At 65.0% G+C, this 23,436-nt stretch carries 26 protein-coding genes; 14 read left to right on the top strand and 12 right to left on the bottom strand.

Translation table 11 applies throughout. The features are described from left to right. Positions 1 to 7: 7 nt before the first annotated feature. The gene (locus AC239G_RS04240; protein WP_487489877.1) at positions 8 to 394 is read right to left on the bottom strand and encodes a DUF1304 domain-containing protein; all 387 of its coding nucleotides are present in this window, start codon (positions 392 to 394) and stop codon (positions 8 to 10) included. Next, positions 391 to 654 (bottom strand): DUF2277 domain-containing protein, encoded by a 264-nt coding sequence (locus AC239G_RS04235; protein ID WP_487489876.1) that lies wholly within the window; start codon positions 652 to 654, stop codon positions 391 to 393. Before AC239G_RS04235 ends, AC239G_RS04240 begins: the two co-directional genes overlap by 4 nt. 63 nt (positions 655 to 717) lie before the next feature. Here AC239G_RS04235 and AC239G_RS04230 point away from each other — a divergent pair, with 63 nt between their 5' ends. After that, complete coding sequence (locus AC239G_RS04230; protein WP_487489875.1) at positions 718 to 1,467, top strand: GTP pyrophosphokinase; 750 nt, start codon at positions 718 to 720, stop codon at positions 1,465 to 1,467. On the opposite strand, the gene AC239G_RS04225 is transcribed toward AC239G_RS04230, so the two are convergent. Beyond that, positions 1,448 to 2,026, bottom strand: a complete 579-nt coding sequence (locus AC239G_RS04225; protein WP_139469242.1) for a dihydrofolate reductase family protein — start codon at positions 2,024 to 2,026, stop codon at positions 1,448 to 1,450. The genes AC239G_RS04230 and AC239G_RS04225 overlap by 20 nt on opposite strands. A 198-nt stretch (positions 2,027 to 2,224) precedes the next feature. On the opposite strand from AC239G_RS04225, the gene AC239G_RS04220 reads away from it, so the two are divergent. Beyond that, on the top strand, positions 2,225 to 2,983 hold the full coding sequence (locus AC239G_RS04220) for an SDR family NAD(P)-dependent oxidoreductase (RefSeq protein ID WP_482401480.1): 759 nt from the start codon (positions 2,225 to 2,227) through the stop codon (positions 2,981 to 2,983). Between the two features lie 36 nt (positions 2,984 to 3,019). Here the strand turns inward: AC239G_RS04220 and AC239G_RS04215 are convergent, their stop codons facing one another. Beyond that, complete coding sequence (locus AC239G_RS04215) at positions 3,020 to 4,528, bottom strand: multicopper oxidase family protein (protein ID WP_482401479.1); 1,509 nt, start codon at positions 4,526 to 4,528, stop codon at positions 3,020 to 3,022. After that, a complete protein-coding gene (locus AC239G_RS04210) occupies positions 4,525 to 4,929 on the bottom strand; it encodes a hypothetical protein (protein ID WP_487489874.1) in 405 nt (134 codons plus the stop codon). Before AC239G_RS04210 ends, AC239G_RS04215 begins: the two co-directional genes overlap by 4 nt. A gap of 152 nt (positions 4,930 to 5,081) precedes the next feature. Between AC239G_RS04210 and AC239G_RS04205 the strand changes: the two genes are divergently transcribed. From AC239G_RS04205 to AC239G_RS04195, 3 genes are all read left to right on the top strand, one after another. Continuing rightward, positions 5,082 to 6,260 carry a sensor histidine kinase gene (locus tag AC239G_RS04205; protein ID WP_487489873.1) on the top strand — a complete coding sequence of 393 codons (1,179 nt, stop codon included), beginning with the start codon at positions 5,082 to 5,084 and terminating at the stop codon, positions 6,258 to 6,260. Further along, a complete protein-coding gene (locus tag AC239G_RS04200; RefSeq protein WP_181271014.1) occupies positions 6,257 to 6,937 on the top strand; it encodes a response regulator in 681 nt (226 codons plus the stop codon). Before AC239G_RS04205 ends, AC239G_RS04200 begins: the two co-directional genes overlap by 4 nt. Before the next feature lie 121 nt (positions 6,938 to 7,058). Continuing rightward, positions 7,059 to 7,310 carry a hypothetical protein gene (locus tag AC239G_RS04195; protein ID WP_139469233.1) on the top strand — a complete coding sequence of 84 codons (252 nt, stop codon included), beginning with the start codon at positions 7,059 to 7,061 and terminating at the stop codon, positions 7,308 to 7,310. An 18-nt stretch (positions 7,311 to 7,328) separates the two neighbouring features. On the opposite strand, the gene AC239G_RS04190 is transcribed toward AC239G_RS04195, so the two are convergent. From AC239G_RS04190 to AC239G_RS04175, 4 genes are all read right to left on the bottom strand, one after another. Next, positions 7,329 to 7,682, bottom strand: coding sequence for a VOC family protein (locus tag AC239G_RS04190; RefSeq protein ID WP_139469231.1), 354 nt, complete (start codon positions 7,680 to 7,682; stop codon positions 7,329 to 7,331). A gap of 4 nt (positions 7,683 to 7,686) precedes the next feature. Beyond that, complete coding sequence (locus tag AC239G_RS04185) at positions 7,687 to 8,220, bottom strand: O-acetyl-ADP-ribose deacetylase (RefSeq protein ID WP_139469229.1); 534 nt, start codon at positions 8,218 to 8,220, stop codon at positions 7,687 to 7,689. A gap of 91 nt (positions 8,221 to 8,311) precedes the next feature. After that, complete coding sequence (locus AC239G_RS04180) at positions 8,312 to 8,536, bottom strand: sulfurtransferase TusA family protein (protein ID WP_039207979.1); 225 nt, start codon at positions 8,534 to 8,536, stop codon at positions 8,312 to 8,314. Then, entirely contained in the window at positions 8,533 to 9,588 is a 1,056-nt protein-coding gene (locus AC239G_RS04175) for a YeeE/YedE family protein (protein ID WP_139469227.1), read from the bottom strand. Before AC239G_RS04175 ends, AC239G_RS04180 begins: the two co-directional genes overlap by 4 nt. 206 nt (positions 9,589 to 9,794) lie before the next feature. On the opposite strand from AC239G_RS04175, the gene AC239G_RS04170 reads away from it, so the two are divergent. Both AC239G_RS04170 and AC239G_RS04165 read left to right on the top strand, forming a co-directional pair. Then, complete coding sequence (locus tag AC239G_RS04170; RefSeq protein WP_229664015.1) at positions 9,795 to 11,195, top strand: MmgE/PrpD family protein; 1,401 nt, start codon at positions 9,795 to 9,797, stop codon at positions 11,193 to 11,195. A 69-nt stretch (positions 11,196 to 11,264) separates the two neighbouring features. Then, positions 11,265 to 12,101, top strand: coding sequence for a phosphosulfolactate synthase (locus AC239G_RS04165; RefSeq protein WP_487489872.1), 837 nt, complete (start codon positions 11,265 to 11,267; stop codon positions 12,099 to 12,101). Positions 12,102 to 12,727: 626 nt separating this feature from the next. On the opposite strand, the gene AC239G_RS04160 is transcribed toward AC239G_RS04165, so the two are convergent. Genes AC239G_RS04160 through AC239G_RS04150 form a run of 3 tightly spaced genes read right to left on the bottom strand, consistent with a single transcriptional unit; the run spans position 12,728 to position 15,404 of the window. Next, on the bottom strand, positions 12,728 to 14,050 hold the full coding sequence (locus AC239G_RS04160) for a signal peptidase I (RefSeq protein WP_181271015.1): 1,323 nt from the start codon (positions 14,048 to 14,050) through the stop codon (positions 12,728 to 12,730). 32 nt (positions 14,051 to 14,082) lie between these two features. Next, a complete protein-coding gene (locus tag AC239G_RS04155) occupies positions 14,083 to 14,781 on the bottom strand; it encodes a SipW-dependent-type signal peptide-containing protein (RefSeq protein WP_139469221.1) in 699 nt (232 codons plus the stop codon). 17 nt (positions 14,782 to 14,798) lie between these two features. Further along, positions 14,799 to 15,404 (bottom strand): SipW-dependent-type signal peptide-containing protein, encoded by a 606-nt coding sequence (locus AC239G_RS04150; protein ID WP_139469219.1) that lies wholly within the window; start codon positions 15,402 to 15,404, stop codon positions 14,799 to 14,801. Between the two features lie 287 nt (positions 15,405 to 15,691). Between AC239G_RS04150 and AC239G_RS04145 the strand changes: the two genes are divergently transcribed. From AC239G_RS04145 to AC239G_RS04115, 7 genes are all read left to right on the top strand, one after another. Continuing rightward, the gene (locus tag AC239G_RS04145; RefSeq protein ID WP_487489871.1) at positions 15,692 to 16,876 is read left to right on the top strand and encodes a 4-hydroxybenzoate 3-monooxygenase; all 1,185 of its coding nucleotides are present in this window, start codon (positions 15,692 to 15,694) and stop codon (positions 16,874 to 16,876) included. Positions 16,877 to 16,938: 62 nt separating this feature from the next. Then, the gene (gene pcaH / locus AC239G_RS04140) at positions 16,939 to 17,763 is read left to right on the top strand and encodes a protocatechuate 3,4-dioxygenase subunit beta (RefSeq protein WP_181271018.1); all 825 of its coding nucleotides are present in this window, start codon (positions 16,939 to 16,941) and stop codon (positions 17,761 to 17,763) included. Continuing rightward, entirely contained in the window at positions 17,756 to 18,340 is a 585-nt protein-coding gene (pcaG, locus tag AC239G_RS04135; protein WP_139907066.1) for a protocatechuate 3,4-dioxygenase subunit alpha, read from the top strand. The genes pcaH and pcaG overlap by 8 nt, the downstream gene beginning before the upstream one ends. Before the next feature lie 6 nt (positions 18,341 to 18,346). Continuing rightward, positions 18,347 to 19,717, top strand: coding sequence for a lyase family protein (locus AC239G_RS04130; protein WP_487489870.1), 1,371 nt, complete (start codon positions 18,347 to 18,349; stop codon positions 19,715 to 19,717). A gap of 44 nt (positions 19,718 to 19,761) precedes the next feature. After that, positions 19,762 to 21,066 (top strand): bifunctional 3-oxoadipate enol-lactonase/4-carboxymuconolactone decarboxylase PcaDC, encoded by a 1,305-nt coding sequence (gene pcaDC / locus AC239G_RS04125; protein WP_487489869.1) that lies wholly within the window; start codon positions 19,762 to 19,764, stop codon positions 21,064 to 21,066. Positions 21,067 to 21,174: 108 nt separating this feature from the next. Next, complete coding sequence (locus tag AC239G_RS04120; RefSeq protein WP_181271021.1) at positions 21,175 to 22,386, top strand: MFS transporter; 1,212 nt, start codon at positions 21,175 to 21,177, stop codon at positions 22,384 to 22,386. A 100-nt stretch (positions 22,387 to 22,486) separates the two neighbouring features. Beyond that, on the top strand, positions 22,487 to 23,242 hold the full coding sequence (locus AC239G_RS04115) for a peptidylprolyl isomerase (protein ID WP_181271022.1): 756 nt from the start codon (positions 22,487 to 22,489) through the stop codon (positions 23,240 to 23,242). Positions 23,243 to 23,436 lie beyond the last annotated feature (194 nt).

The following is a 23,436-nucleotide window of genomic DNA, read 5'->3' as shown; positions in this document are numbered from 1 at the left end:
CTGCGACTCAGACCAGCACACCGACGAGTAGGCAGACCACACCGAACAACGGCAGCGTGCCCTGTTTGAGCGCGGAGGCGAGCAGCTCACGGCTTGAGAGTGCGAGCACCAGCGCTGCGGCGAGCATCGATCCTGCCCCGACGAAGACGAGGGTGAGACCGACCGCGGCAGAGCCTGCACCGAAGACGATGAGGCCGATGAACACAGCGAGGGCCAAGAAGAGGTTGTAGAAGCCCTGGTTGAAAGCCAGGGACTTCGTCGCCACGGCCTCGGCCTCGGTCGTGCCGAACGTGGCGCGGGCACGTGGACTCGTCCAGGCGACGGACTCCATGTAGAAGATGAAGACGTGCAGGGCGGCGGCGAGGCCAGCGAGGACAAGTCCGGCGATCGTCATGCGCGAGCCGCGAATCTGGCTCGCCGCTTCTCCGCTTCCTCCTCTCGATTCTTCGGCGGCGCGTTCGTCACCAGCGCATCGAGGAGGTGCTGGGTGGTGTGGGCGATCTCCTCGACAGCAGCGTCGAAGACCTCAGCATTGGCCTGCGAGGGCTTCGTCGTGCCGGCGATCTTGCGCACATACTGCAGTGCGGCGGCGTGGACTTCGTCGGAGGTGGCGGCAGGTTCGAAATTATGGAGGGTCCTGATGTTTCTGCACATGCCAAAACGGTACTCCTCGGCACTGACACAGAACAGATGTTCCGCCGATACACTGAGGCCACAATGGAGATCCGGAAAGAGATGACGCCAGCAGAGACCGCCCTGACACCACAGCAGATCGAAAGCATCCGTCAGCTGCGCCTGGATTTCTCACAGCTGATCATGCACCACCGCTTCGTCATCGACGAGGTGCTCACGAAGATCTCGATCCTGCGCGAGGAGTCCGTCCACACGCGCAGCTACAACCCGATCGAACACATCTCCTCTCGCGTGAAGTCGCCGCGGAGCCTGCTGGAGAAGGTCCACCGTCGGGGCCTGCCGCTCGACACCGCGATCATCAGGCGGGAGATCACGGACATCGCGGGCATCCGCATCACCTGCAGCTTCATCGCCGACACCTATCACGTCCTCGAGCTGCTCACCGCGCAGAACGACGTCCGCCTCGTCGAGGTCAAGGACTACATCGCAGAGCCGAAGCCCAACGGCTACCGCAGCCTGCACGCGATCCTCGAGGTCCCGGTGTTCCTCCGCAGCGGGCCGACCCCGGTCATCTGCGAGGTGCAGATCCGCACGATCGCGATGGACTTCTGGGCGAGCCTCGAACATAAGATCCACTACAAGTTCGACGGCGACGTTCCCGAACGTCTCGTCGGCGAACTCACCGAGGCGGCCGACGCGGCCAGCGAACTCGACCGGAAGATGGAACGCCTCCACGCCGAGGTCAGGAGCGGTTCACCGGATGTCGATTCCGGTGAGGAGTTCGACCAGGAGGCTCTGCGGATCCTTTGGGACCTCAGTCGGCGGGAGGGCTAGACCTCTTGGGTCGGTACGTGCGACCGAAGCTGCGGGCGTTCGCCGTATCGATCGTCTCGAGCTCCCAGTCGACCCGCCGTCCGCCGGGAACATCGAAGATCCGCACTCCGTCGCCGAGGAAGACCGGCGCGACGTAGACCTGGAGTTCGTCGATGAGGTCGACCTCGAGTGCCTGCCGGGCAATATCGGCGCTGATGATCTGGATGTCACGGTCACCGGCGATCTGCTGGGCCTTCTCGACTGCCTCGGTGATGGTGCAGTTCATCGCGGTCACCGAGGCGTCCCCGGCCAATTCCTCGGGACGATGGGTGAGGATGATCTCCGTCCCCGACCAGGCTCCCCCGTAGGCCTCGGACGTCAGCTCATCGCGTTCGTCGGCCTGATCCTTGGCCGCGTCGTAGCCGCGGCGGCCGGAGATGATGACGGCGACCTTCGACGCCATGCCCTCGGTGGTGCCTTCGGCGTTCGGCTCGGAGGCCGAGAGCCACGACATGTCATGGCCTGGCCCGGCGATGAATCCGTCGATCGAACAGGTGAAACCCCATGCCACTTTTCCCATCGCTCCCCCTCGAGCCGCAGCGATCATCAATCTAGTTGCAGATTGCAACCAGTTAACCATTGTTGCCGGCCTCGATCAATGCCCCGTGTGACCGAACAGGCCGACTTACAGCGGAATGTTCTCCGACTCTTCCTCGTTACGCCTGGTGAGGGCCACATCAGCTGGGCCCGAGGATTTTCGAGAAAGAGAGTCACCACCATGGCAGATTTCACGAACAAGGTCGCACTCGTCACCGGAGGCGGATCGGGCCTCGGAGAGGCGATTTCCAAGGACCTCGCCTCCAAGGGCGCGAAGGTCGTCATCACCGACATCAACCTCGAGGCAGCCGAGCGTGTCGCCGGTGAGGTCACCGAGGCCGGAGGCACCGCCTCGGCAATCCGGCAGGACACGTCCTCGAAGGAGGACTCGGAGAAGGTCGTCAAGTTCGCCGTCGACACCTACGGCGGACTCAACTTCGCCGTGAACAACGCGGGCATCGGCGGCAAGCAGGTGCCCGCCGGCGAGACCGACCTCGATTCGTGGGACAAGGTCATCGACGTCAACCTCAACGGCGTCCTCTACGGCATGCGCTTCCAGATCCCGGCCATGCTCGAGAACGGCGCAGCGGAGTCGGCGATCGTCAATATGGCTTCGGTTCACGGAACCGTCGCCGCGATCAACAACGGCGCTTACACCGCAGCCAAGCACGGCGTCGTCGGCATCACGAAGAATGCCGCCGCCGAATACGGCACCGAAGGCTTGCGCATCAACGCAGTCGGCCCCGGCTACATCACAACTCCCCTGCTCGAATCGAGCCTGGACGCCGAAACGCTTGAAGGACTCAAGGCCAAGCACCCTCTCGGCCGCCTGGGCACCGCCGATGAAGTTGCAAAGGTCGTATCGTTCCTGCTCTCCGACGATGCCTCGTTCGTCACCGGCGCCTATTACCTCATCGACGGCGGCTACACCGCGGTGTGATCGCTCTGTCGATGACGCACGAGCACTGTCACCGCCTCAGTGCTCGTGCCCGGCCCCGTCATGCCCGGCCGGCACCCCGACTTCTGCCTCCTGACCTTGCTCGATGACGACGAACTGGCCCATCATGCCCTCGTCCTCGTGCAGCAGCATGTGGCAGTGATACATATACGGCATCGTCGGGTCGGCGAAGTCCTCGAATCGCATGAGCAGCCGGTAGTCGCGATTCGGTTCGAGGTAGATCGTGTCCTTCCTTCCGCTCATCTCCACCGGCGGCGCCTCCCCATCAACCGAGAGCACCTCGAACTGCACATCATGGATATGGAAGCTGTGCGGGATCGGCTGCTTGCTGCGCACCTCCCACACCTCGGTGTCACCGACGTAGGCCACCTCGTCGATGCGGTTCATGTCCATCCGCTCGCCGTTGATCTCACGTTCCTCGAGTTCGAACTTGCGGGTCTTGGCTGCCTCAGCCTCAACTAGGGCATCGTCCCCAGCATGCGACGACGGCGACCATGCGGGTTCGGGAGCTGGCGTCAGGGTCTCGGCCGCACGGAATTCGAGAACGTCGAAGGAATCGTGTCCGCCCATCGTCGCCGGCACCGCCACCCCGCCGAGGTCGACCTCGGCCGAGCGCATCCGCACCGTCTCACCTGCGGTGAAGTCGACGACCACCTCGGCGCGCTCACCCGGTGCCAACCTCAGCCGATCGACCTCGGCAGGTTCGTCGAGGAGTCCGCCGTCACCGGCGATGAGATCCATCGACCGATCGGGGAATTCGAAGGCGTACGTCCTCGCCGTCGATCCGTTGAGCAGGCGCAGCCGCACCTTCTCCGATGTCACCTCCTGCACCCCGCCGATGGTGCCGTTGACCATGACGGTGTCGCCGAGCATCCCCGGTTCGGCCCCGTCGTCGCTGAGCTCGAGCTCACCATCGTCGAAAGACTTGTCCTGGACGATGAGCGGGAGATCGTCGACGCCGTACTCGTCCGGCAGATCCGCGTCGGCGCTGGCATCGTCGTCGAGGATGACCATCCCGGCCAACCCCTTGTACACGTGGTCCTCGGTCTTTCCATGTGGATGCGGGTGGTACCACAGGGTCGAGGCCTGCTGGTCGATCGTCCAGTGCGGCTTCCACGACTGACCAGGATCGATCATCTGGTGCGGACCGCCGTCCATCGTCGCCGGCAGATGCATCCCGTGCCAGTGCACGCTCGTCGGTTCGTCGAGGTCGTTCGCAACGTCGACGGCGACTTTCTCCCCGCGTTCGGCCCGCAGAGTGGGCCCGAGAAATGACCCATTGAATCCCCAGGTCTCCGTCGGTCCGTCCTGACCGGGAAACTCCGTCGACCCTTTCTCAGCGGTGAGGTCGAAGGTGCGCACTCCGCCGTTGACCGTCGATTCCGCCAACGGCGGGATGGCCAGTTCGTTGTCGAACTCGGCCTCCGTCACCGAGGTGGTCGACACTCCGCAGGCAGCCAGCCCGACCGCGGCGACCACCGCGACAGCGGCCCCGGCAGCGACAGAGGCGTGCGGGCGCCGTCTCATCGCTGCTCTCGCCTCCCGAGCATCGCCTGGATTCCGTAGGCTGCCAGTCCGGTGAGGGCGCCGATCCCGGCGCCCATTCCGAGGCTCGGGATGAGTGCCATGAACACCGCCGGCCCGCTGTTGATCAGCCCGGTCCCGGCGAGCAGTCCGCCGAATGCGAGGGTGAGGAAGCCGTGCGCCGCGCCGCAGATCGTCAGGGTGAGTACGGGCCGAGCGACGCGGGCGAAGCCGACGGTCCCGATCCACACCGCTCCGGTGAGACCGAGCAGGATGAGGGCGCGGACGGCGCCGTCACCGAGGATGGGCCACAGTCCGGTCAGCGGCCACAGCAGCGCCAGAGAGGACAGACCGACGATGAGCGGCCAGGACAGAGGACGTTTCGAATGTGTTGTCGTATTCATGTCCCCCACTCTTCCGGCCGGCCGGATCTGCCACATCGACACTGAGGCGTCAGTTTCTCCCGCCCCGAGGCGAGGCTCGAGTCGCCTGCAGGCGATTGCCCGATCGACGCCGAACGACTGCGGCGGACGCGTTTGCTCCGTAGTCTTGGACTATGGGTTCGGCAGATGTGAGTGAGACGGGTGAGGAGCGCGAGCGCCTCGCACCGTGGCTGACCGATGCCTCCCTGGCGGTTGCGGTGACCCTGGTGATCTCGCTGGTCATCGCCGCCGATGCCGAGTCCTCCCCGCTGCCCGGCGTCGCCTGGGCCATCGGCTTCGGTGCCCTGTTGCTCCTGCGTCGCCGTCTGCCGCTGACCGTTCTGGCCGTGACCGTGTTCGGGATCTTCGCCTACTACGCTCTGAATCTGCCGCCGATCGGCATGGTCCTGCCCGCGGTCGGTGCCCTCTACTCGACTGCCGAGGTGCGGCGCACCTCATGGGCGGTGCTCGGTGCTGCGGTCTTGATTGCCGTGTCGACGTTCTACCGGTTCGATGACCTCGATCCGCGCGCCCAACTGACCGGGTACGGCTTCGTCACTGAACTTGCCCTGGCAGCCGCCGCGATCGCCCTGGGGTCGGTGGTCCGTTTGGTCCGGGAGACCCGTACGCAGTCGGCGCGCATCGCCGCCCTCACCACTGCCGAGGAGTCCCGAGCCGCCGAGGCGCGGATGCACTCCGAACGAGTGCGCATCGCCCGCGACCTCCACGACACGATCGGCCATACCCTGTCCGTGGCTTCCCTGCACACCTCAGTGGCGGCCGAGGCCGTGGACCCGGACGACCGCGCGGCCGCACTCGAACGGGTGCGCGGTGCCACCTCGGAGGCACTGCGGGAACTGCGTCGCACGGTCAAGGTCCTCCGCGAGGAGTCCGCAGGTGTGACCGACCCGGGACCTGCCTCGGCGCTGGGGTTGGCTTCGATCTCCACCGTCATCGAGGCGGCCCGAGCCGCCGGCCTCGACGTCACGGTCGACCTCGGTGTCGATCCGGCACGGCTGCCGCGGGCCGTCGATGCGGCGGCATTTCGGATCGTCCAGGAGTCGGTGACGAATGTGCTCCGCCATTCCGGGGCGAGCGCGGCCCGCGTCTCCGGGCAGGTGCACGGCGACGAGCTCATCGTGCGCATCCACGATGACGGTCACGGCGGGCCCGCGGACACGGCCGCCGGTGCCGGCATCCGCGGGATGTCGGAACGGGCGGGGCTGCTCGGGGGTCGCCTCGCTGCTGGACCGAACGGTGAAGGATTTGAAGTGATCGCGCATCTGCCGATCGAGGTTGAGGAGGACGAATGACCGAGACGATTCGCGTCGTCATCGTCGACGATCAGGAGCTGGTCCGAGCGGGTCTGCGGCCTCTGGCCGAACGCGACGGAGACATTTCGGTCATCGCCGAGGCGGCGGACGGGAGGTCAGGGCTGTCGCATGTGCGGGAGCTGCGCCCCGATGTCGTGCTCATGGACATCCGCATGCCCGTGATGGACGGGATCGAGGCGACGCGGGCCATCGTCGACGATGGCGCGTTGGACGGGGTCAGGGTGCTCGTGCTCACCACTTTCGACGAGGACGAGAACGTCTTCGCCGCCATCCGTGCCGGTGCTGCAGGCTACCTGCTCAAGGACGTCTCACCCGACGATCTGCGCGCTGCGATCCGCACGGTCGCAGCAGGTGATGCCCTGTTGTCTCCATCTGTCACCGCCGCGGTCATGCGGGTCGTCGCGGAGGGGCATTCACCCGATCCGGACGGGCATGGGCTCGATGAGCTGACTGAACGGGAGGTCGAGGTCCTCAGCGGAATCGGGCGTGGGCTGACCAATGACGAGATCGCTGCCGAACTCTTCCTCAGCCCCGCCACTGCTCGCACCTATGTCAGTCGTCTGCTCACTCGTCTCGATGCCCGGGACCGCGCTGCCCTGATCGTGCTCGCCTATGAGACGGGGCTGGTTCGGCCGGGCGGTGCTTCACGCGGGTGATCGTCGGCTGCTCCCATCGAACGTCCTCAGATCCCCCAGTGCACACTCTGCTTGCAGGCGTAGCGTGGCAGGCACAGCCCAAATGGTTTGGACCGTGGACGAAAACATCAGGTGATCGACCATGAGCACGACACAGACCTATCAGTATCCGAAGCCCCTGGCGGTGGTTCTCGGCAAGAGGGCGGCGCTGTTCCTCTTCATCGGCGTCCTCGGTTTCCTCCTCGTCAAGATCGTCGGTCCGGTTCTGCAGACCGGCCCCGAATATGTCGTCGAGGCCGCCGTCTCCGGAATTCCGCTGCTCATCGCCGCCGGGTGTGCCGTCAGCGCACTGGCGCTGGCGGTCGTACACAGAGTGCGGCACAGGGCAGCGTGAAAACTGCCCCGCGTGGGTTCACTCCGGATGCGCGACGATATTGAACACGTTGCCGTCGGGTGCGCGGACGAAGAACCGCCGTACTCCCCATTCCTCGTGGGTGAGCGGGTGGACGATCTCGATGCCCTGTTGCTGGGCTTCGGCAAAGGCAATGTCGACGTCCTCGACGAGCACCGAAGCCACGGGATTCGTCTGCCCGGTCTCATCGTCGGTGAGCACCTGCACGCTGGCGCCGGTGCCCGGTGAGGTGAAGCGTGCGACCCAGCCGAGATTGAATTCCTCGCTGCTCAGCCCGAGGAAGCCCGCATAGAACTCCCGCGCCGCGTCGAGGTCGTCGACCGCGATGTCAGGAATGACTCTGTTGACCTTCATGACATCACCACTGATCGTGGTCGAAGACCTGGCAGAACACGCTGGTCATCTGATCGCTGAAGAGAACGAACTGGACGTCGTCGATCGATTCCCAGCGGCCGCGCGATCGTCCGTCGACGATGACGGAGTGAGCCGCCTCGGCGACGTCCCTGGGCGACCAGCCGTAGACTCCGCCGCCGATGGCCGGGAACGCGATCGAAGAGGCTCCGAGTTCCTCGGCGAGGTTGAGGCTTGATTCGAAACAGGACTCGAGGATCTCAGGATCAGCCTCGCCCGCGTTCCGATTCGGTCCGACCGTGTGGATGACCCAGCGGACGGGCAGATCCCCCGCCGAGGTGGCCACGGCCTGACCCGGCGGCAGACCGCGCACATGGGTGGTCTGCCTGACCTCGCGGCAGGCTTCGAGGAGCGCGGGACCGGCCGCGCGGTGGATGGCTCCGTCGACTCCGCCGCCACCGAGCAGCGAAGAATTCGCGGCGTTGACGATCGCGTCGACGGCCACCTCGGTGATATCGCCTTCGAGAACCGTGATCTTCATGTCTTGAGTCTATGCATCGACACTGACATTGCACATCGGCCGGCGCAGCTTTGCAGCTGCGCCGGCCGATGTGGTTGGCATCTCCTGCGATTCAGGCCTTCTGGACGGTGATGGTCCAGCTCGCGTCGGTGACTCGGTCGAAGTGGGTGACGGGGTAGCCGTTCTCGGCGGCCCACTGCGGGATCGCCTCGGTGGCCTGGGTGCAGTCGAAGTTGATGACGAGTTCGTCACCGGCTTCCAGACCGGTCATCGCGTCCTTGGCTTCCACGAGGGGGAAGGGGCAGACCTGGCCGTCGGTTTCGAGTACTTGCTTCATACTGTCCTGCTTTCCGCCGCGGGCGCTGCGGCCTGCGACTTCTTCGGTTTGATGGAGACCTTCGCTGCGATTCCGGAGCCGACGATCATGAAGACCATCGACACCCAGCCCTGGTATTCGAACTGTGCGGTCGAGACCATCGCGTTGCCGACGGTGCAGCCGCCGGCGATGGCTGCGCCGACGCCCATGCCGATACCGCCGATGATCGACTTGATGATCACGCTCTTGTCCGGCACGCGGACCCGGAACTCGCCGGAGGCCTTTGCTGCGATGAAGGAGCCGACAAGGATGCCGATGACGAGCATGACGCCCCAGTCGATGAGCTGCGTGTCACCCGTGGTGAGGTATCCGACGAGGTTCGCCGAGGGGGTGGTGATGCCCAGACCCGAGTTGCGGCCCGTGGCGGCGGAGAGCGGCCAGGCGATCGTGGCGATGATGCCGATGACCACGGCTGTGGCGAAGGGGTTCCAGCGCTTCTCGGTGAGCAGGTGCGCCAGGCCTGTCTTGCGCGGAGGCAGGGTGGCCATCGGAGTCTTGAGTTTGCGGGCATGGTGGACGGTCAGCCAGATCGCCACTGCAGAGATGATGGCGACGAAGACCCAGGGGCTCATGCCGGTGCTCGCCTGCAGGCTGCCGTTGTCCAGGGTGATCGCGCGGATGCCCTCGGTGAAGCCGGCGAGCGGGCCGAGCTTCATCACCGCGGAGAAGAGGGCGTAGAAGATGAGGGCGAACCAGCTGCCGACGAGTCCTTCACCGGCCCGGTAGTAGGTGCCAGTCGCGCAGCCTCCGGCGTAGACCATGGCCCAACCGAAGATCAGTCCGCCGACGATCGAGGCCAGCCATGGGAACGGCGTCGCCTCGAGGGTGATGACTCCGAAGCTGTTGAGCAGGAACAGGCCGATGGAATGCACGGCGATGAGCACGATGAGGGCGGAGAACCAGCGCGTGTTCCCCGTCAGCGTGAGGTCACGGAAGGCGCCGGTCACGCAGAAACGTCCTCGCTGGAAGACGAATCCGAGGACGAGGCCGACGATGAGTCCGGTGATGATCATTGAGCTGCTTTCTGTTCACGGCAGGTTCGCGGACGAACACAACAACCGTCCATTTTGCTCAACAATCAATGATCAGTCAACCACGGCCGGGCACAGCGCCTCCCACTCAGCCCGATGTGACTCAGGTCTCACCAAAAGTATCTTGACGTCAAGATACTTATGGAGTCATTATTTAGGTACGCCTTACCTAATAAGGAGGGGTCACAATGAAGGTCACAATGGACCAGCACCACGCACCGACAGAGGTGCAATCACTCGCTCAGTTCGTCGCCGATGCCTCGCTGGACACGCTCAGCGATACCGCCCTCGAACAGCTCAAGATCCGCGTCCTCGACACCATCGGCGTCGCCATCGGCGCCCTGGACGCTGCCCCACTGCAGGAAATCAGAACCCTCATCGACGGCCTCGGGGACGGACGCGGAGCCACGCTCATCGGCGGTGGCCAGGCCAGCCCCGATCACGCCGCGTTCTTCAATTCCGCCCTGAGCCGATATCTCGACTTCATGGATGCCTACCTGGCCAAGGGCGAAACCAACCACCCGTCGGACAATATGGGCGCGGTCCTCGCGGCCGCGGAACTGGCCGACGCCTCGGGCGCGGACTTTCTCACGGCCTTCGCCGTGGCTTATCAGATCCACACCCGGCTCTCGGATGTCGCACCGGTGAGAGACCTCGGCTTCGACCACACGACACAGGGCGCTTTCGCTGCGGCGGCCGCCTCGGCGAAGGCGTTGGGTCTGGGTGTCGAACAGATCGCGAATGCTGCCGCCATGGCCGGCACCGCGAACGTCGCACTGCGGGTCACCCGGACCGGAGACCTCAGCCACTGGAAGGGCCTGGCCTATCCCCACGTGTCGAAGGAGGGTGTCTTCGACGCACTCCTTGCCTCACGCGGAATCACAGGCCCGGCCGAGGTCTTCGAAGGCAACAAGGGCTTCAAGGCCCTGGCCGGAGACTTCGAGCTCGACTGGTCTGCAGAGGATCTCGAGAAGGTCACGGACACGATCATCAAGAAGCACAATGCGGAGATCCATTCGCAGTCGGCCCTCGACGCCGCACAGGACGTCCGCTCCCAGGAGGGATTCCGTGCCGATGCCATCGCCAGCGTCGAGCTGACGACCTTCGATGTCGCATACTCGATCATCGGCGGCGGCGAAGAAGGCGACAAGCGCTCCATCCGCACGAAGGAGGAGGCCGATCATTCGCTGCCGTGGATGCTCGCGGTCGTCCTCCTCGACGGTGAGCTCAATCCGGCGCAGTACGAGACTGAACGGATCGTCGCCGACGATGTCCAAGACCTCATGCACAAGGTCACGATCACTCCCTCCACGGAGTTCAGCGATCGCTTCCCCGAGCAGATGTGCGCCGACCTCGTCGTCACCCTCGGCGATGGGACCCAGTTCCGGGCGAACACCGACGACTATGAGGGTTTCACCACGCATCCTCTCGACTGGACGGGAGCCCGGAAGAAGTTCGATGCACTGACGTCCCCCTTCGCCGAGGCGGAGCTGCGTGACGAGATCGCCGACCTTGTCCAAGACCTCGAGAACCATCAGATCCGAGAGCTGACCGCGGTCCTCGCGCACGTCCCCCAGGCTCGCAGCTGAAGCTGAGTCACCCGCCGGAGATCCCGGCACCCAGTCGGCGACCGCCGACACCCGAAGAAAGGAAAGACCATGTCGAACGCCATCGATTTCGATGTGTCCATGAACTTCGTCCCCCGCGCCCACCGCTCGGCCAAACCCCGCACCATCGGGATGACCGAGATCCGCGCCCCGTACTACTCAACCTTCGGCACACGACACCTGCAGGACGTCTTCGATGTCGCCGGTCAGTGGGTCGACGGGATCAAGTGGGCGGGCGGATCGTTCTCCCTCGTCCCGGCCGAGCAGGTGAAGGCCTTCAGCGATATCGCCCATGAGAACGGGGCGTATGTGTCCTCGGGCGGATGGATCGAGACGGTCCTGCGCTACGGAGATGACGCAGTCGATCAGTATCTCAAGGAGGCCAAGGAGGTCGGCTTCGACGTCACCGAGATCTCGACCGGATTCATCATGCTCCCGACCTCAGGCCTTGAGCGTCTCGTCGAGAAGGTCGTCAAGGCCGGTCTCAAAGCTAAGCCGGAGCTGGGCATCCAGATCGGCTCCGGCGGAGACTCCGGTGAGGCCGAACTGGCGGCGGAGTCTGCAAAGGACATCGGCGATCTCGTCGACCGCGGCAAGCGGGCGCTCGACGCCGGAGCCGCGATCATCATGATCGAGTCCGAGGGCATCACGGAGAACGTCGACGAGTGGAACACCGCCGCGGCCGCCTCGATCATCAACGGTCTGGGCCTCGAGAACGTCATGTTCGAAGCCGCCGACGGGCCGGTCTTCGAGTGGTACATCAAGAACTACGGCAACGAATGCAACCTATTCGTCGACCACTCGCAGATCCTCCAGCTCGAGGGGCTGCGCCAGAACATCTGGGGCAATAAGTCAACCTGGGGTCGGGTGATCAACCCGGCGCCGTGATCTGAAGTCGCGTCGAAATGTGCGAGGGTGTCCGTCCTTTCGGACACCCGCGCATCCGCCTGCAAGAAGGAGTGTCGGTTCCCGAAATCACGTCAGATTGCGGCAGCTTCCGCCAACTCCGGCCAGTAGACCAGCGCTACTCTCGACTAATGCTGAGGTAGATCGCCAACCGCTGACCTGCTCGACATAGAGTCCGATCTCCACTTTAGTTCCCAGCCCCAATAGCCCACCAAGGAGGTTGGTGCGCACTTCCGTGGTGTAAGTCCCATCTCCGTTGGGGATTGTGTTCGACGCCAGATTGAATCCAGTTAGCGGAGCGAGAACGGAGCCTAGGCCATTTGTGGACGTTTCTACGACTACGTCACCGAGTTGATAGCCTGCCGGAAGCCGCCAGAAGATCTCCACTCGCCCATAACCCAGGAGTGGATATCGATATTGACACTGAGCTGTCAAGACAGGTGCCGGGACCTTGCCCGCAGTGAACGCTCCCTGGCTCATCTTCGAATCAGTCCACCCGGCCAGCGTGCCATTCACTGCAGCTGGACCCGCGACGAGGGCGAGCAAGGCGACGACCGCGAGCAGCAGACGAGCTCGTCTCCAAGATTGTCGCGGCGAGTTCCTGCCCGTCATGACGTCCTCGCCTTCCTGGTTCGCGACACGATCGCTGAGCCGGTGACAACGAGCAAGAATGCTGCGAGCAGAATCCACTGCCAGCCGTCGATTCCGGTCCACGGCAGCTCGCCGGAACTGCCGCCATCGGCCGCGCCCTCGACAGTGCCGTCAGAGTCAGTGCCAGAATCGCCCGGCGCGCCAGGATCACCTGGGTCCCCAGGATCTCCTGGACCTGTCGAAACCTTGTCGCCGAGTCCTTCCACCAGCACGCGCACACCCGCGGTGGCACCAGCTACCGCGCGAACATCAGCGTCGCCAGCGAGAGTCGCCGTTATCTCGATTCGGCGAGAGTCATAACTGTCCATTTCCAGCAGGTTGAGACCGTCGTCAACAGCTGGCTCCAATTCGCTGAGCAGCATTCCGCGAATCAACATTTTCGAACCACTTGGACACGGGGCCTCCGCTTCAGTCATCGCGCATTCCCGCACATCGATCGACAGCGAATCCGCCAGCGCCTCCGCCCCTGCCCCCGACGCGATTGAGACCGTTATGTCTCCAGGTTCGGGCGCGTCGGCCCAGACGTCAACCGACCATGTGGCCGAGCTTCCGGGACTGAGGTTGCGCATCTTCTCGGCATCACCGAAGTCGCGCATACGCAGGATGTCATCTGCCGCTCCTGACGACGCGGACAGGGAATGATCCGCGTCTACGGACAGAGCATCCTCGGCGAACCATGGCCCAGGAATAACCTGCCCTCCAACGGCCATGGCCAACACCATTGGCAGTGCAATCGCATGCCGCGGTGACCGTGCCCGGGGGCGAGCCACCTCAGCGAGATTGTCTTCGTCATCCTCATCTCGCCGTGGCCAGAATGCCCACACGACGAGGAGGCTCGCCACGATCGTGATGCCGCCGAGCAGGAACGGGTTGCGCCACTGCTGGAGGATCGGAGCAACCCCGGGAACGGAGAACATCACCGTTCGGACCGTCTCGGCGGTGTAGGGGTCAGGGTCTTTCTCGGCGTTCGCGTCACCCTTCATCTCGAAAGTCACGGCACCGGTGGACTCGTCAATGTGCTGGATCTCGGTGATGCGGTGGGTCACCGGTAGGACCTTATCCCCGCGATCGACGGTGACGATGTCGCCGATCTTCATGTCCTTTGCGGGGATCTCACGGACGAGCGAGGCCGATCCGGCCGGGATCGTCGGACTCATCGACCCGGTTTTGAACATGATGATCGACACGTTGAACACGAAGCTGAGGACGACAAGCACGATGCAGACTACGCCGAGGACGGCGAGGATGTTGAGCACGGCTCCTCCGAGCCATGCACCCACGTTCCTCTTGCGTGTCATAGAGCCTGGCATGGTCAATTCCCCGGCGCGGTGGACTCGGCTGTGAACGTCCAGGTGTGGCCCGCCTGCAGACCCTGAGCAGAGCTCGGAGCGTTGCTTGCCAGTGTCACCTCGAAGCAATAGTCCTGGACCGACGCTGAGGCGGCTTTGAGGGTCTGGGTGGAGTCGGCTGTGGTCGTGGAGCTCAGCGGGATTGCAGCAGCAGCGCTGCCGAAGACGAAGGCGCCCGGACCAGGAAAATTGCCCGCGTTACAGGCGACACCCGACGTCGATCGGGCCACGACTCGGTATGAGAGTGCAGAGGCGAAGCTATTCGGATTGGAGATTCCGCGTGCTGAGACCGTGAGCTTGCCGTCAATCGACGTATTCGACGTGGTGCGCACTGACACTGGCGCGTAGACCTTCTGCCCCGGGTACATGTTGCCCGCATTGAAGGTCATCTCATTCGTGCCGTTCCATTCGCCGCCGACCCGGAGCTCGATGTTGAACCGTCCGGCTTCGAAAGAGCCGGAGGCCTCTTCCGAGTCCGTCCACGCGGCGACCGTGGCCGTTGCGCCCACGCCGAGTACGAGGCCGCCAGCGAGAATCGCCTTGATGCGGCGGCCTCGCAGCTGCTGTCGCTGACGCAGCTGCCGTCGACTGACCGGGCGGGCGTCATCAGGCGCCCGCCGGGACGAGAAGAATCTATGCAGCGTCGGCAGAAGCGACCTCATCGATCAGCTCAGAGTCGTCATTCGGCCGAGGTGGCGGTGAACTGCCACTGAGCGGTTGTGTTCTGCCCCTGCTCCAGCGAGTCACCGGCAGTGACCTGGAAGCACAGCGTGACCGGGTCGCCGGTCGCAGTGTCTGCGCCCGCGGTGAGATTGAATTCCGCAGCGCCCGTAGTCGAGTCCAGCGCCGTCCCCTCGGGCACAATCGAAGTGCCCTCTGCGGTGGCCGAGCAGTCACCCGCCGAGGCGACCTGAACGATCGCGTAGGTCAGCGCCGCAGCGTTGTCCCCGCCTCCTGCCGCCGACTCGAGAGAGACAGTCGCGTCGTAGCTCGTCGGTCCGTCGAGGCGCAGCACGAAAGGCGCCGCCACGGTATCGCCGGGCGACATATTGTCCCCACCGTCGAGGTCGAAAGTCAGCGCCGCGGCACCGTCACTGCTCTCATGGTCAGCGAATGTCGTTCCGTCGGTGCTGCCCTGGACGTTGAATGAACCTGCGCCGAAGACGCCTTCGGCCCATTCGTCGTCGGTCCAGGCCGCCAGCGTCACGGCAGCGCCGACGCCGAGGACGATGCCGCCGGCGAGGATGGCTTTGAATTTGCGCGAACGCGTGGTCTTTGTGGTCACTGGGGACTCCTCATTGTCGGGCGCTCCAGCGCCTTGTCACGATGAAATATTGTGGGGAATGACTTCATGATGACTTATGAATTACTTTCGTAGAACTTTTTTCCATCACTTCTGTAATCTGTTATCGAAAAGTGACTTTGGGAAGTAATGCCCAAAAGCGCCACACCGATAATCCCGTTGGCCCCTCCGCCCACCCCAACCCCCTCCTCCCATTCATTGAGAACATCATCGCCTCGCGTCCGTGACTGGGCGCACACTGTTGAGAAGAGACAGGCAAGGAGGCCAAGGTGGCACAACTTCAGACAGACGTCGCGATCGTCGGAGCCGGACCCGCGGGGCTCATGCTCGCGCACCTGCTGCACAATGCAGGCATCGAATCCGTCGTCATCGACAACCGCAGCCGCGACGACATCGCCCACACCCACCGCGCCGGCATCCTCGAAGCAGGATCGGTGCGCATGCTCGAGGCCGCAGGCGTCGAATCGCGCGTCCACACGGACGGGCACCGACACGACGGAATCGATATTCGAGTCAACGGCTCTTCGAACCACTTCGATTTCCCCGAACTCGTCAGCGAATCCGTTTGGCTCTATCCGCAGAACGAAATCTTCGTCGACCTCTCCGCCGCCCGCGAACGGACCGGCCGCCCCACCTATTACTCGGTCACGGACACCCGCCTCGGCGATATCGAGACCGAACGTCCCTGGGTCACCGCCACCACTGAGGACGGCGACGAACTGCGCATCGACGCCCGCTACGTCGTCGGCGCCGACGGCTCTCGCGGACCATGCCGCTCGATGATCCCCGACGGCACCCGGCAGCGCTTCTTCCACGAGTACCCATTCGCCTGGTTCGGCATCCTCTGCGAGGCCCCGCCCAGCCACGAAGTCCTCATCTACTCCCGCTCCGAACGCGGCTTCGCACTCATCTCCCAGCGCTCCGACAATGTCCAGCGCATGTACTTCCAGGCCTCCCCCGACACCGACGTCGCCGACTGGTCCGACGATCGGATCTGGACCGAACTCCAGGCCCGCGTCGACGGCCCCGACGGGTTCGAACTCAAGACCGGGCCAATCTTCGACAAGACCGTGCTCCCCTTCCGCTCGGCGGTGACCGAGCCGATGCAGCACGGCTCGATGTTCCTCGCCGGCGACAGCGCCCACACCGTCCCACCGACCGGTGCGAAAGGCCTCAACCTCGCCTTCGCCGACGTCGCCGTGCTCGCCCCCGCCCTCATCTCGGCACTCAAGGACTCCGACGCCGAGGCGCTGGCCGGCTACTCGCAGACCGCGACCAAACGCGTCTGGAAGGCCCAGAACTTCTCCTACCAGATGACACGGATGCTCCACACCGACCCGACTCAGGATGCCTTCGAAACGAAGCGCAGCCTCGGCGAACTCCGGTCCATCCTCGAATCCGACCACGGTCGCCGCTACCTGGCCGAGTGCTACACCGGCTGGCCGCACGGCTGAGCCGCTCCCCCACCGACCCCACCACGATGTCAACCGACGAAGAGACGAAGAGAGGTTCGACGATGAGTCAGCACCAGTCCTCGGAGAACGAAGATCAAACCGTGAAAGGCCCCGACGACGCAGCCGAATCGCAGGCGACTCTGTCCGCCGAGATCGACGGCATCGAAGCGCAGTACAAGCAAGATGTCGCCGGCGGCAAGAAGCCCGAGACCCAGCCGCGGCTGGATTACCGGCCCTACCGGTCATCGATCCTGCGTCACCCGACGAAGGACCCCCGCCACACCGACCCCGAGACGATCGAGCTCTTCTCCCCCGCCTTCGGACACCGGGACATCGGCACCCTCGAATCCGACCTGACGATCCAGGCCGACGGCGAACCCATCGGCGAGCGCATCCGCGTCACCGGTCGGGTCATCGACGGGGAAGGCCGCCCCGTGCGCAACCAGCTGGTCGAGATCTGGCAGGCGAACTCGGCCGGACGCTATATCCACAAGCGCGACCAGCACCCGGCCCCGATCGACCCGAACTTCACCGGCGTCGGCCGCACCCTGACCGGCGACGACGGCTCCTACTCGTTCACAACGATCAAACCGGGTCCGTACCCGTGGAAGAACCACCACAACGCCTGGCGACCGGCCCACATCCACTTCTCGCTCTTCGGGTCCGAGTTCACTCAGCGGATGATCACCCAGATGTACTTCCCCGGGGATCCGCTCTTCGCCCTCGACCCGATCTACCAGTCGATCACCGATCAAAAGGCGCGCGACCGCCTCGTGGCGACCTATGACCACAACATCACCGAGCACGAATTCCTCATGGGCTACAACTGGGACATCGTGCTCACCGGCGCCAACCGGACCTGGATGGAAGAAGAGGACGATGACTGACACCCCCACGACCCCTGATCTCACGCCGACCCCGGGCCAGACCGTCGGCCCGTTCTACGGCTACGCGCTGCCCTTCGAGCACGATAATGAGCTCGTCCCGCCAGGCTCGGCTCGCGCCGTGCAGCTGACGGGAACCGTCTTCGACGGGGCCGGTGCCCCGGTCCCCGATGCCATTCTCGAGATCTGGCAGCCCGATGAGCACGGCGCTGTCCCCCGCGAGACGGGATCGCTGCGCCGCAACGGCTTCACCTTCACCGGCTTCGGCCGCGCCGCCGTCGACCCGGAAGGCGAGTTCAGCTTCTCCACGGTCGATCCCGGCCCCACCGAGGCGGGCAAGGCACCCTTCATCAGCGTCGTCATCTTCGCCCGAGGGCTGCTCAACCGGCTGTTCACCCGCATCTATCTGCCTGAGGACACCGCGGCACTGGCCGCCGACCCGCTCCTGTCCTCGCTCGACGAAGACGAGCGCACCCGCCTCATCGCCACTCGAGGGGCTGACGGATCGCTGCACTTCGACATACGGTTGCAGGGTGAGGAGGAAACTCCCTTCCTCCGATTCCCCAGCCACGAGGACTGAAGCGACATGACCGACACCGCCCACACCCGGTTTCTCTTCGCCCCCGGCGATCTGCGCGGATCCGAAGCCATCGACGACGCCGCGTTCATCACCGCGATCGGCCAAGTCGAGACCGCATGGATCGTCGCACAGGGACGGGTGGGGCTGGTGTCGTCGGAGATCCGCGCCGAGGTGGCCGCCGCCATCGATGCCACGATCCGCACGCTCACGGACGATCACACCGAACTCGAATCCCTGGGTGAGGCCGCCGAATCCGGCGGCAACCCGCTCATCCCGTTTCTCGCCCGCGTCCGCTCCCGGCTCTCCCCCGAAGCCTCACGATGCCTGCACCGGGGGCTGACCAGCCAAGACGTCATCGACACGGCGATCGGCCTGCTCGTCTCCCGCGTCGTGCGGCAGATGCAGGCCAGGCTCGAAGTCATCGGTGCCTCCCTCGTCGAACTCTCCGACGCCCACGCGAAGACCTTGTGCCTGGCCCGCACCCTCACCCAACCGGCCCTGCCGACGACCTTCGGCCTCAAGGCCGCCGCCTGGGCCGCCGAGGTCAATGAAGTCCAAGGCCAGGCACCCTACGTCGACTATGTGCAGGTCGGCGGGGCCGCCGGCACCCGCGCCGCGATCCGCTGGTTCGCCGGCGATTCTACCGAATCCCTGCTCCGCGAATTCCACGTGCAGATGGTCGGTCCCGACGCGGCACTCACCCAGATCCCCGTCCCTTGGCACACCGATCGCGTTCGCATCCTGTCTTGGGGCTCCCACCTCGCCCAATGCGTCACCGTCGGGGCCTCCATCGCCCGCGATGTCCTCATCGGCGTGCGCCCCGAGATCGGTGAGCTGTCCCTGGCCTCCACCGGCGGATCCTCGACGATGCCGCACAAGTCGAATCCCACCTCGGCGGTGCTGCTCCACCGCAACGGAATGCGCGTCCCCGGATCACTGTCCACCCTGACCACGGCCGCCGCCGAAGCCATCGAAGAACGCTCCGACGGTGCCTGGCATGCCGAGTGGCCGGCCCTGTCCGAGCTCATGACCCTGGCGATCTCCTCGCTCATCATCCTCGACGAGATGATCGCGGGCCTGCAGGTCAACGCCGAGGCCATGCGCGCGAACCTCGACGCCGCCTCCCCCGGGATCTATGGGGAGAAGCTCGGCATCGTCTTCGGCGACCGGATCGACAAAGACACCCGCGCAGCCATCATCGCCCCCGGCTCCGACCCGGTCGCAGCACTGCGCGCCGAGATCGGCGACGAGGATGGAATCAAGGAATTCTTCACCCCCGAGTCCTACCTCGGTGAGGCCGAGGACATTCGCCGCACCATCCTGGCGACCATCGACAGCTCCGGGCCGCAGGAGATCGACCTGCCATCCTTCGACTGAGACCTGCAGCCCGACTTGAGAACCAACCGAAGAAAGTGACACCCATGGACCTCACCGCATCCGTTCTTTCCGCACCAGCTTCCCCCGCTGCCGATGCCCGAGTGCTCGTCGTCCTGCCTTCGCTGGGCACCTCCGTAGCAGCTCTGTGGCAGCAGGCCGCCACCGAACTGACCGCACTCAGTCCGGAGACGACGGTCATCGGCATCGACCTGCCCGGTCACGGCCGTTCGGCACCGGTCGACGTCCCCGCGGGGACGTCCATGACTCCGCGGGTGACGATGTCCGACCTCGCCGAGGCGGTCCTGGGCACCCTCGATCGGGTCCTTCCCGATGTGGCCGCCCCCGGCGCTCCCGTCGACCTCGCCGGCGATTCGATCGGCGGAGCAACGGCCCTGCAGCTGGCGCTCGATCACGGCGACCGTTTCGGCCGCATCGCCGTGTTCTGCACGGGCGCGAAGATCGGTGAGGCCTCGGCCTGGGAGGAACGCGCCCAGACGGTGGCGACCTCGGGCACCCCGACTCAGGTCATCGGTTCGGCACAGCGCTGGTTCGGGGAAGGGTTCATGGACCGGGAACCGGAGGCCTCGGCCGCGCTTCTTCATTCGCTGCAGGACGCCGACCGCTTCTCCTATGCTTCCCTCTGCTATGCACTGGCTGACTTCGATGTCCGCGCGCGACTGCCCGAAATCACGCGTCCCCTGCTCGCAGTCGCGGGTTCACAGGATCAGCCGACTCCGGCGACGAAGCTCGCCGAGATCGCAAACGGAGTTCCCGGGGCGCTGCTCGAGGTCATCGACGGCGCCGCTCATCTCGTGCCAGCCGAGGCTCCGGTCGTGACCGCGAGTCTGCTCGCTGACTTCCTGCAGGGCAAGGGACCCGGCGCAGGGGCCGGCGGAACCGCTTCCCCGGAAGCCGGTCCCGAGCTGCCGACAGCCTCGGGGCCGCGGGAGGCCAGCCGCGACGACGTGCGCGAGGCCGGAATGACCGTGCGGCGGCAGGTGCTCTCCGACGCCCATGTCGACCGCGCAAATGCGAAGGTCGACGACTTCACGAGCGACTTCCAGGACCTCATCACCCGCTACGCCTGGGGAGAGATCTGGACCCGTCCGGGACTCGAGCGGCGGATGCGCTCGGCGATCACGCTCACGGCAATGATCGCAGGTGGCCACGAGGCCGAACTGGCGATGCACGTCAAGGCTGCGCTGCGCAACGGGCTCACCCGCGATGAGATCAAGGAGGTCCTCCTCCAGTCGGCCATCTACTGCTCCGTGCCGAGCGCCAACACCGCCTTCTCCGTCGCCTCGCAGGCTCTGGCCGAATACGACGCTGAGGAAGCGAACGCCGACTGAGGCTGTTCGAATCGTCACATTGGGCGCTCGAGGGGTTCCGAGGAACCGCTGCGGGCAATAGGCTGGTGCGGTTGCCTCCCCGATCCCGCGTTTCCTTGAAGGAGCCCCATGAGTGATGCCCCGGTCTCCCGCGGAGTCTACAAGTTCGCTGTCTTCGCCTTGGCGATCGGCGCCTTCGCCATCGGGGTGACCGAATTCGCGACTATGGGCCTGTTGCCGATGATCGCCGAGGAGCTGGGCATCACGGTCCCCCAGGCCGGGCATGCGGTGTCGTTCTATGCGATCGGCGTCGTCGTCGGCGCACCACTGATCACGACCATCGCCGCGCATATGGATCGCAAGCTGCTGCTCCTGTGCATGATGGGTCTCTTCGCTCTGGGCAATCTCGCCTCGATGCTCGCCCCGACGGCCGGGCTGTTCAACATCGCGCGCTTCGTCTCCGGTCTGCCGCACGGAGCCTACCTGGGCATCGGAGCCGTCGTCGCCGCCTCCCTCGTCCCGGCCAACCGCCGAGGCCGAGCCATGTCACGAGTGATGCTCGGCCTGACGATCGCGAACATCTTCGGCGTTCCCTTCGCTGCGGCACTCGGCAATATGTTCGGATGGCGCAGCGCCTACGCCCTCGTCGCCGCGCTCGGCGTGCTCACCGTCATCATGGTCGCCGTCGGCGTTCCGCGCGTGAAGCTCGGCGCGGTGCCCTCGGCCCGTGGTGAGATCAAGGCACTCGGCCGGGTTCAGATCATCCTCACCCTCGTCGCCGGTTCCGTGGGCTTCGGCGGAATGTTCGCTGTCTACACCTACATCACCCCGACGATGACCGACGTTGCCGGTGTCCCCAGCGTCGCGATCCCGTGGGTGCTCGCCGTCTACGGCCTGGGCATGACCGCCGGATCGCTGATCGCCGGACCCCTGGTCGACAAGTCCATCGAGCGCTCGGCGACCGGCGGCATGGTCCTCTCGGCTCTCGTGCTCGCCGCCTTCGGCGCCTTCACCCACATTGCGGCCATCGCCATCATCGCCCTCTTCCTCATCGGCATCTCCGGCTCGATGATCACCACGGCCCTGCAGATGCGTCTGTTCCGCGAATCCCATGACGCCCCGAGCCTGTCCGCGGCCATGAACCATGCCGCCTTCAACCTCGCCAATGCGCTCGGCGCGTGGCTCGGCGGAATCGTCATCACCGCCGGCCTCGGCTACCGTGCACCGGCGTGGGTGGGCGTGGGCCTGTGCGTGTCCGGGCTCATCGTCATCTCCGTTGCGATCTTCCTTCGCCGAGGCGGCTCCCCCGACCCGAGCACCCGCACCTCCGTCGAGACCTGAGTTCCGCCGAGAAACGGGCTGCGTGTCGAGAAACGGGTGTGCACGCCCGTGTCTCGACGCTCAGCCCGTTTCTCGGTGAAAGTGCCGATACGATGAACGCATGGATCACCCTGCGCCCAGTCGCTCTCATGCCCTGACCCGCCACTCTGATGAATCGAACCGTCGCCCGAAATCGGCCCTTCTGCTGACCCTCGCTGCTTTCGCCGTCCTCGCCCTTCTGCTGCTGAGCGGATGCGGATCATCTGATTCCGAAGGGGACTCCGGCGAGTCCTCCGGAAGCTCGGACTCCTCGGCCGCTGCGGGAACCTGCTCCTACCCTGCTGACTCGCAGCCGGGCGCGAAGGAAGTCGACGCTCCTGAAGAGAAGCCGCAGGCAAAAGGCAGCGTCGACACCACCGTGGCGACGAGCGCCGGGGACCTCGCGGTGACTCTTGATGCCGACCGCGCCCCGTGCACCGTCAACAGCTTCCTGTCGCTGGCCGCGCAGAAGTACTTCGACGACACCGAATGCCACCGCCTGACCACCGAGGGCATCTTCGTCCTCCAGTGCGGCGATCCCACGGGCACCGGGTCGGGCGGCCCAGGCTACTCGTTCGCCGATGAGCTCGACGGCTCCGAGACCTACCCGGCCGGCACTCTGGCCATGGCGAACTCCGGCCCGGATACGAACGGCTCCCAGTTCTTCGTCGTCTACGACGACAGCTCGCTGCCGCCCGACTACACCGTGTTCGGACAGTTGGATGAGAAGAGCACGAAGACCGTCGCGGATCTCGCTGCCAAGGGCACAGACTCCGGCGCCGGCGACGGCGCACCCAAGGAGAAGGTGACGATCACCGAGGTCACCACCGCGGACTGACCGCCCGTCCGAGTTGTCCAGAACACTTCGACCACCTAGTAATCTCATTCGGTGAGACTCGGAAATCACGTTTTGTGAGACGAGCGTAATCTCGATTCGTCGCCGTCGACGCTGTGCCAGACACAGCGCCGACGGCCTTTTCCATTGGCACGGACCACCCGCCCGTGCCTGCACTCACGAAACAGCGGAGCACC

Source organism: Brevibacterium sp. Lmc1 (genome assembly GCF_057654315.1).
Note: the sequence above shows the minus strand (reverse complement) of the source record. Positions and strands in the feature narration are given on the sequence as shown.

Bases quoted from the DNA above. Each gene is read 5' to 3' on its own strand.
- AC239G_RS04175 (WP_139469227.1), bottom strand. From the start codon at position 9,588: ATGATCATCACCGGACTCATCGTCGGCCTCGTCCTCGGATTCGTCTTC.
- AC239G_RS04195 (WP_139469233.1), top strand. From the start codon at position 7,059: ATGAGCACGACACAGACCTATCAGTATCCGAAGCCCCTGGCGGTGGTT.
- AC239G_RS04240 (WP_487489877.1), bottom strand. From the start codon at position 394: ATGACGATCGCCGGACTTGTCCTCGCTGGCCTCGCCGCCGCCCTGCAC.
- AC239G_RS04225 (WP_139469242.1), bottom strand. From the start codon at position 2,026: ATGGGAAAAGTGGCATGGGGTTTCACCTGTTCGATCGACGGATTCATC.
- AC239G_RS04190 (WP_139469231.1), bottom strand. From the start codon at position 7,682: ATGAAGGTCAACAGAGTCATTCCTGACATCGCGGTCGACGACCTCGAC.
- AC239G_RS04230 (WP_487489875.1), top strand. From the start codon at position 718: ATGGAGATCCGGAAAGAGATGACGCCAGCAGAGACCGCCCTGACACCA.
- pcaH (WP_181271018.1), top strand. From the start codon at position 16,939: ATGAGTCAGCACCAGTCCTCGGAGAACGAAGATCAAACCGTGAAAGGC.
- AC239G_RS04220 (WP_482401480.1), top strand. From the start codon at position 2,225: ATGGCAGATTTCACGAACAAGGTCGCACTCGTCACCGGAGGCGGATCG.
- AC239G_RS04215 (WP_482401479.1), bottom strand. From the start codon at position 4,528: ATGAGACGGCGCCCGCACGCCTCTGTCGCTGCCGGGGCCGCTGTCGCG.
- AC239G_RS04120 (WP_181271021.1), top strand. From the start codon at position 21,175: ATGAGTGATGCCCCGGTCTCCCGCGGAGTCTACAAGTTCGCTGTCTTC.
- AC239G_RS04180 (WP_039207979.1), bottom strand. From the start codon at position 8,536: ATGAAGCAAGTACTCGAAACCGACGGCCAGGTCTGCCCCTTCCCCCTC.
- AC239G_RS04235 (WP_487489876.1), bottom strand. From the start codon at position 654: ATGTGCAGAAACATCAGGACCCTCCATAATTTCGAACCTGCCGCCACC.
- AC239G_RS04130 (WP_487489870.1), top strand. From the start codon at position 18,347: ATGACCGACACCGCCCACACCCGGTTTCTCTTCGCCCCCGGCGATCTG.
- AC239G_RS04170 (WP_229664015.1), top strand. From the start codon at position 9,795: ATGAAGGTCACAATGGACCAGCACCACGCACCGACAGAGGTGCAATCA.
- pcaG (WP_139907066.1), top strand. From the start codon at position 17,756: ATGACTGACACCCCCACGACCCCTGATCTCACGCCGACCCCGGGCCAG.
- AC239G_RS04115 (WP_181271022.1), top strand. From the start codon at position 22,487: ATGGATCACCCTGCGCCCAGTCGCTCTCATGCCCTGACCCGCCACTCT.
- AC239G_RS04205 (WP_487489873.1), top strand. From the start codon at position 5,082: ATGGGTTCGGCAGATGTGAGTGAGACGGGTGAGGAGCGCGAGCGCCTC.
- AC239G_RS04200 (WP_181271014.1), top strand. From the start codon at position 6,257: ATGACCGAGACGATTCGCGTCGTCATCGTCGACGATCAGGAGCTGGTC.
- AC239G_RS04165 (WP_487489872.1), top strand. From the start codon at position 11,265: ATGTCGAACGCCATCGATTTCGATGTGTCCATGAACTTCGTCCCCCGC.
- AC239G_RS04210 (WP_487489874.1), bottom strand. From the start codon at position 4,929: ATGAATACGACAACACATTCGAAACGTCCTCTGTCCTGGCCGCTCATC.
- AC239G_RS04185 (WP_139469229.1), bottom strand. From the start codon at position 8,220: ATGAAGATCACGGTTCTCGAAGGCGATATCACCGAGGTGGCCGTCGAC.
- AC239G_RS04155 (WP_139469221.1), bottom strand. From the start codon at position 14,781: ATGAGGTCGCTTCTGCCGACGCTGCATAGATTCTTCTCGTCCCGGCGG.
- pcaDC (WP_487489869.1), top strand. From the start codon at position 19,762: ATGGACCTCACCGCATCCGTTCTTTCCGCACCAGCTTCCCCCGCTGCC.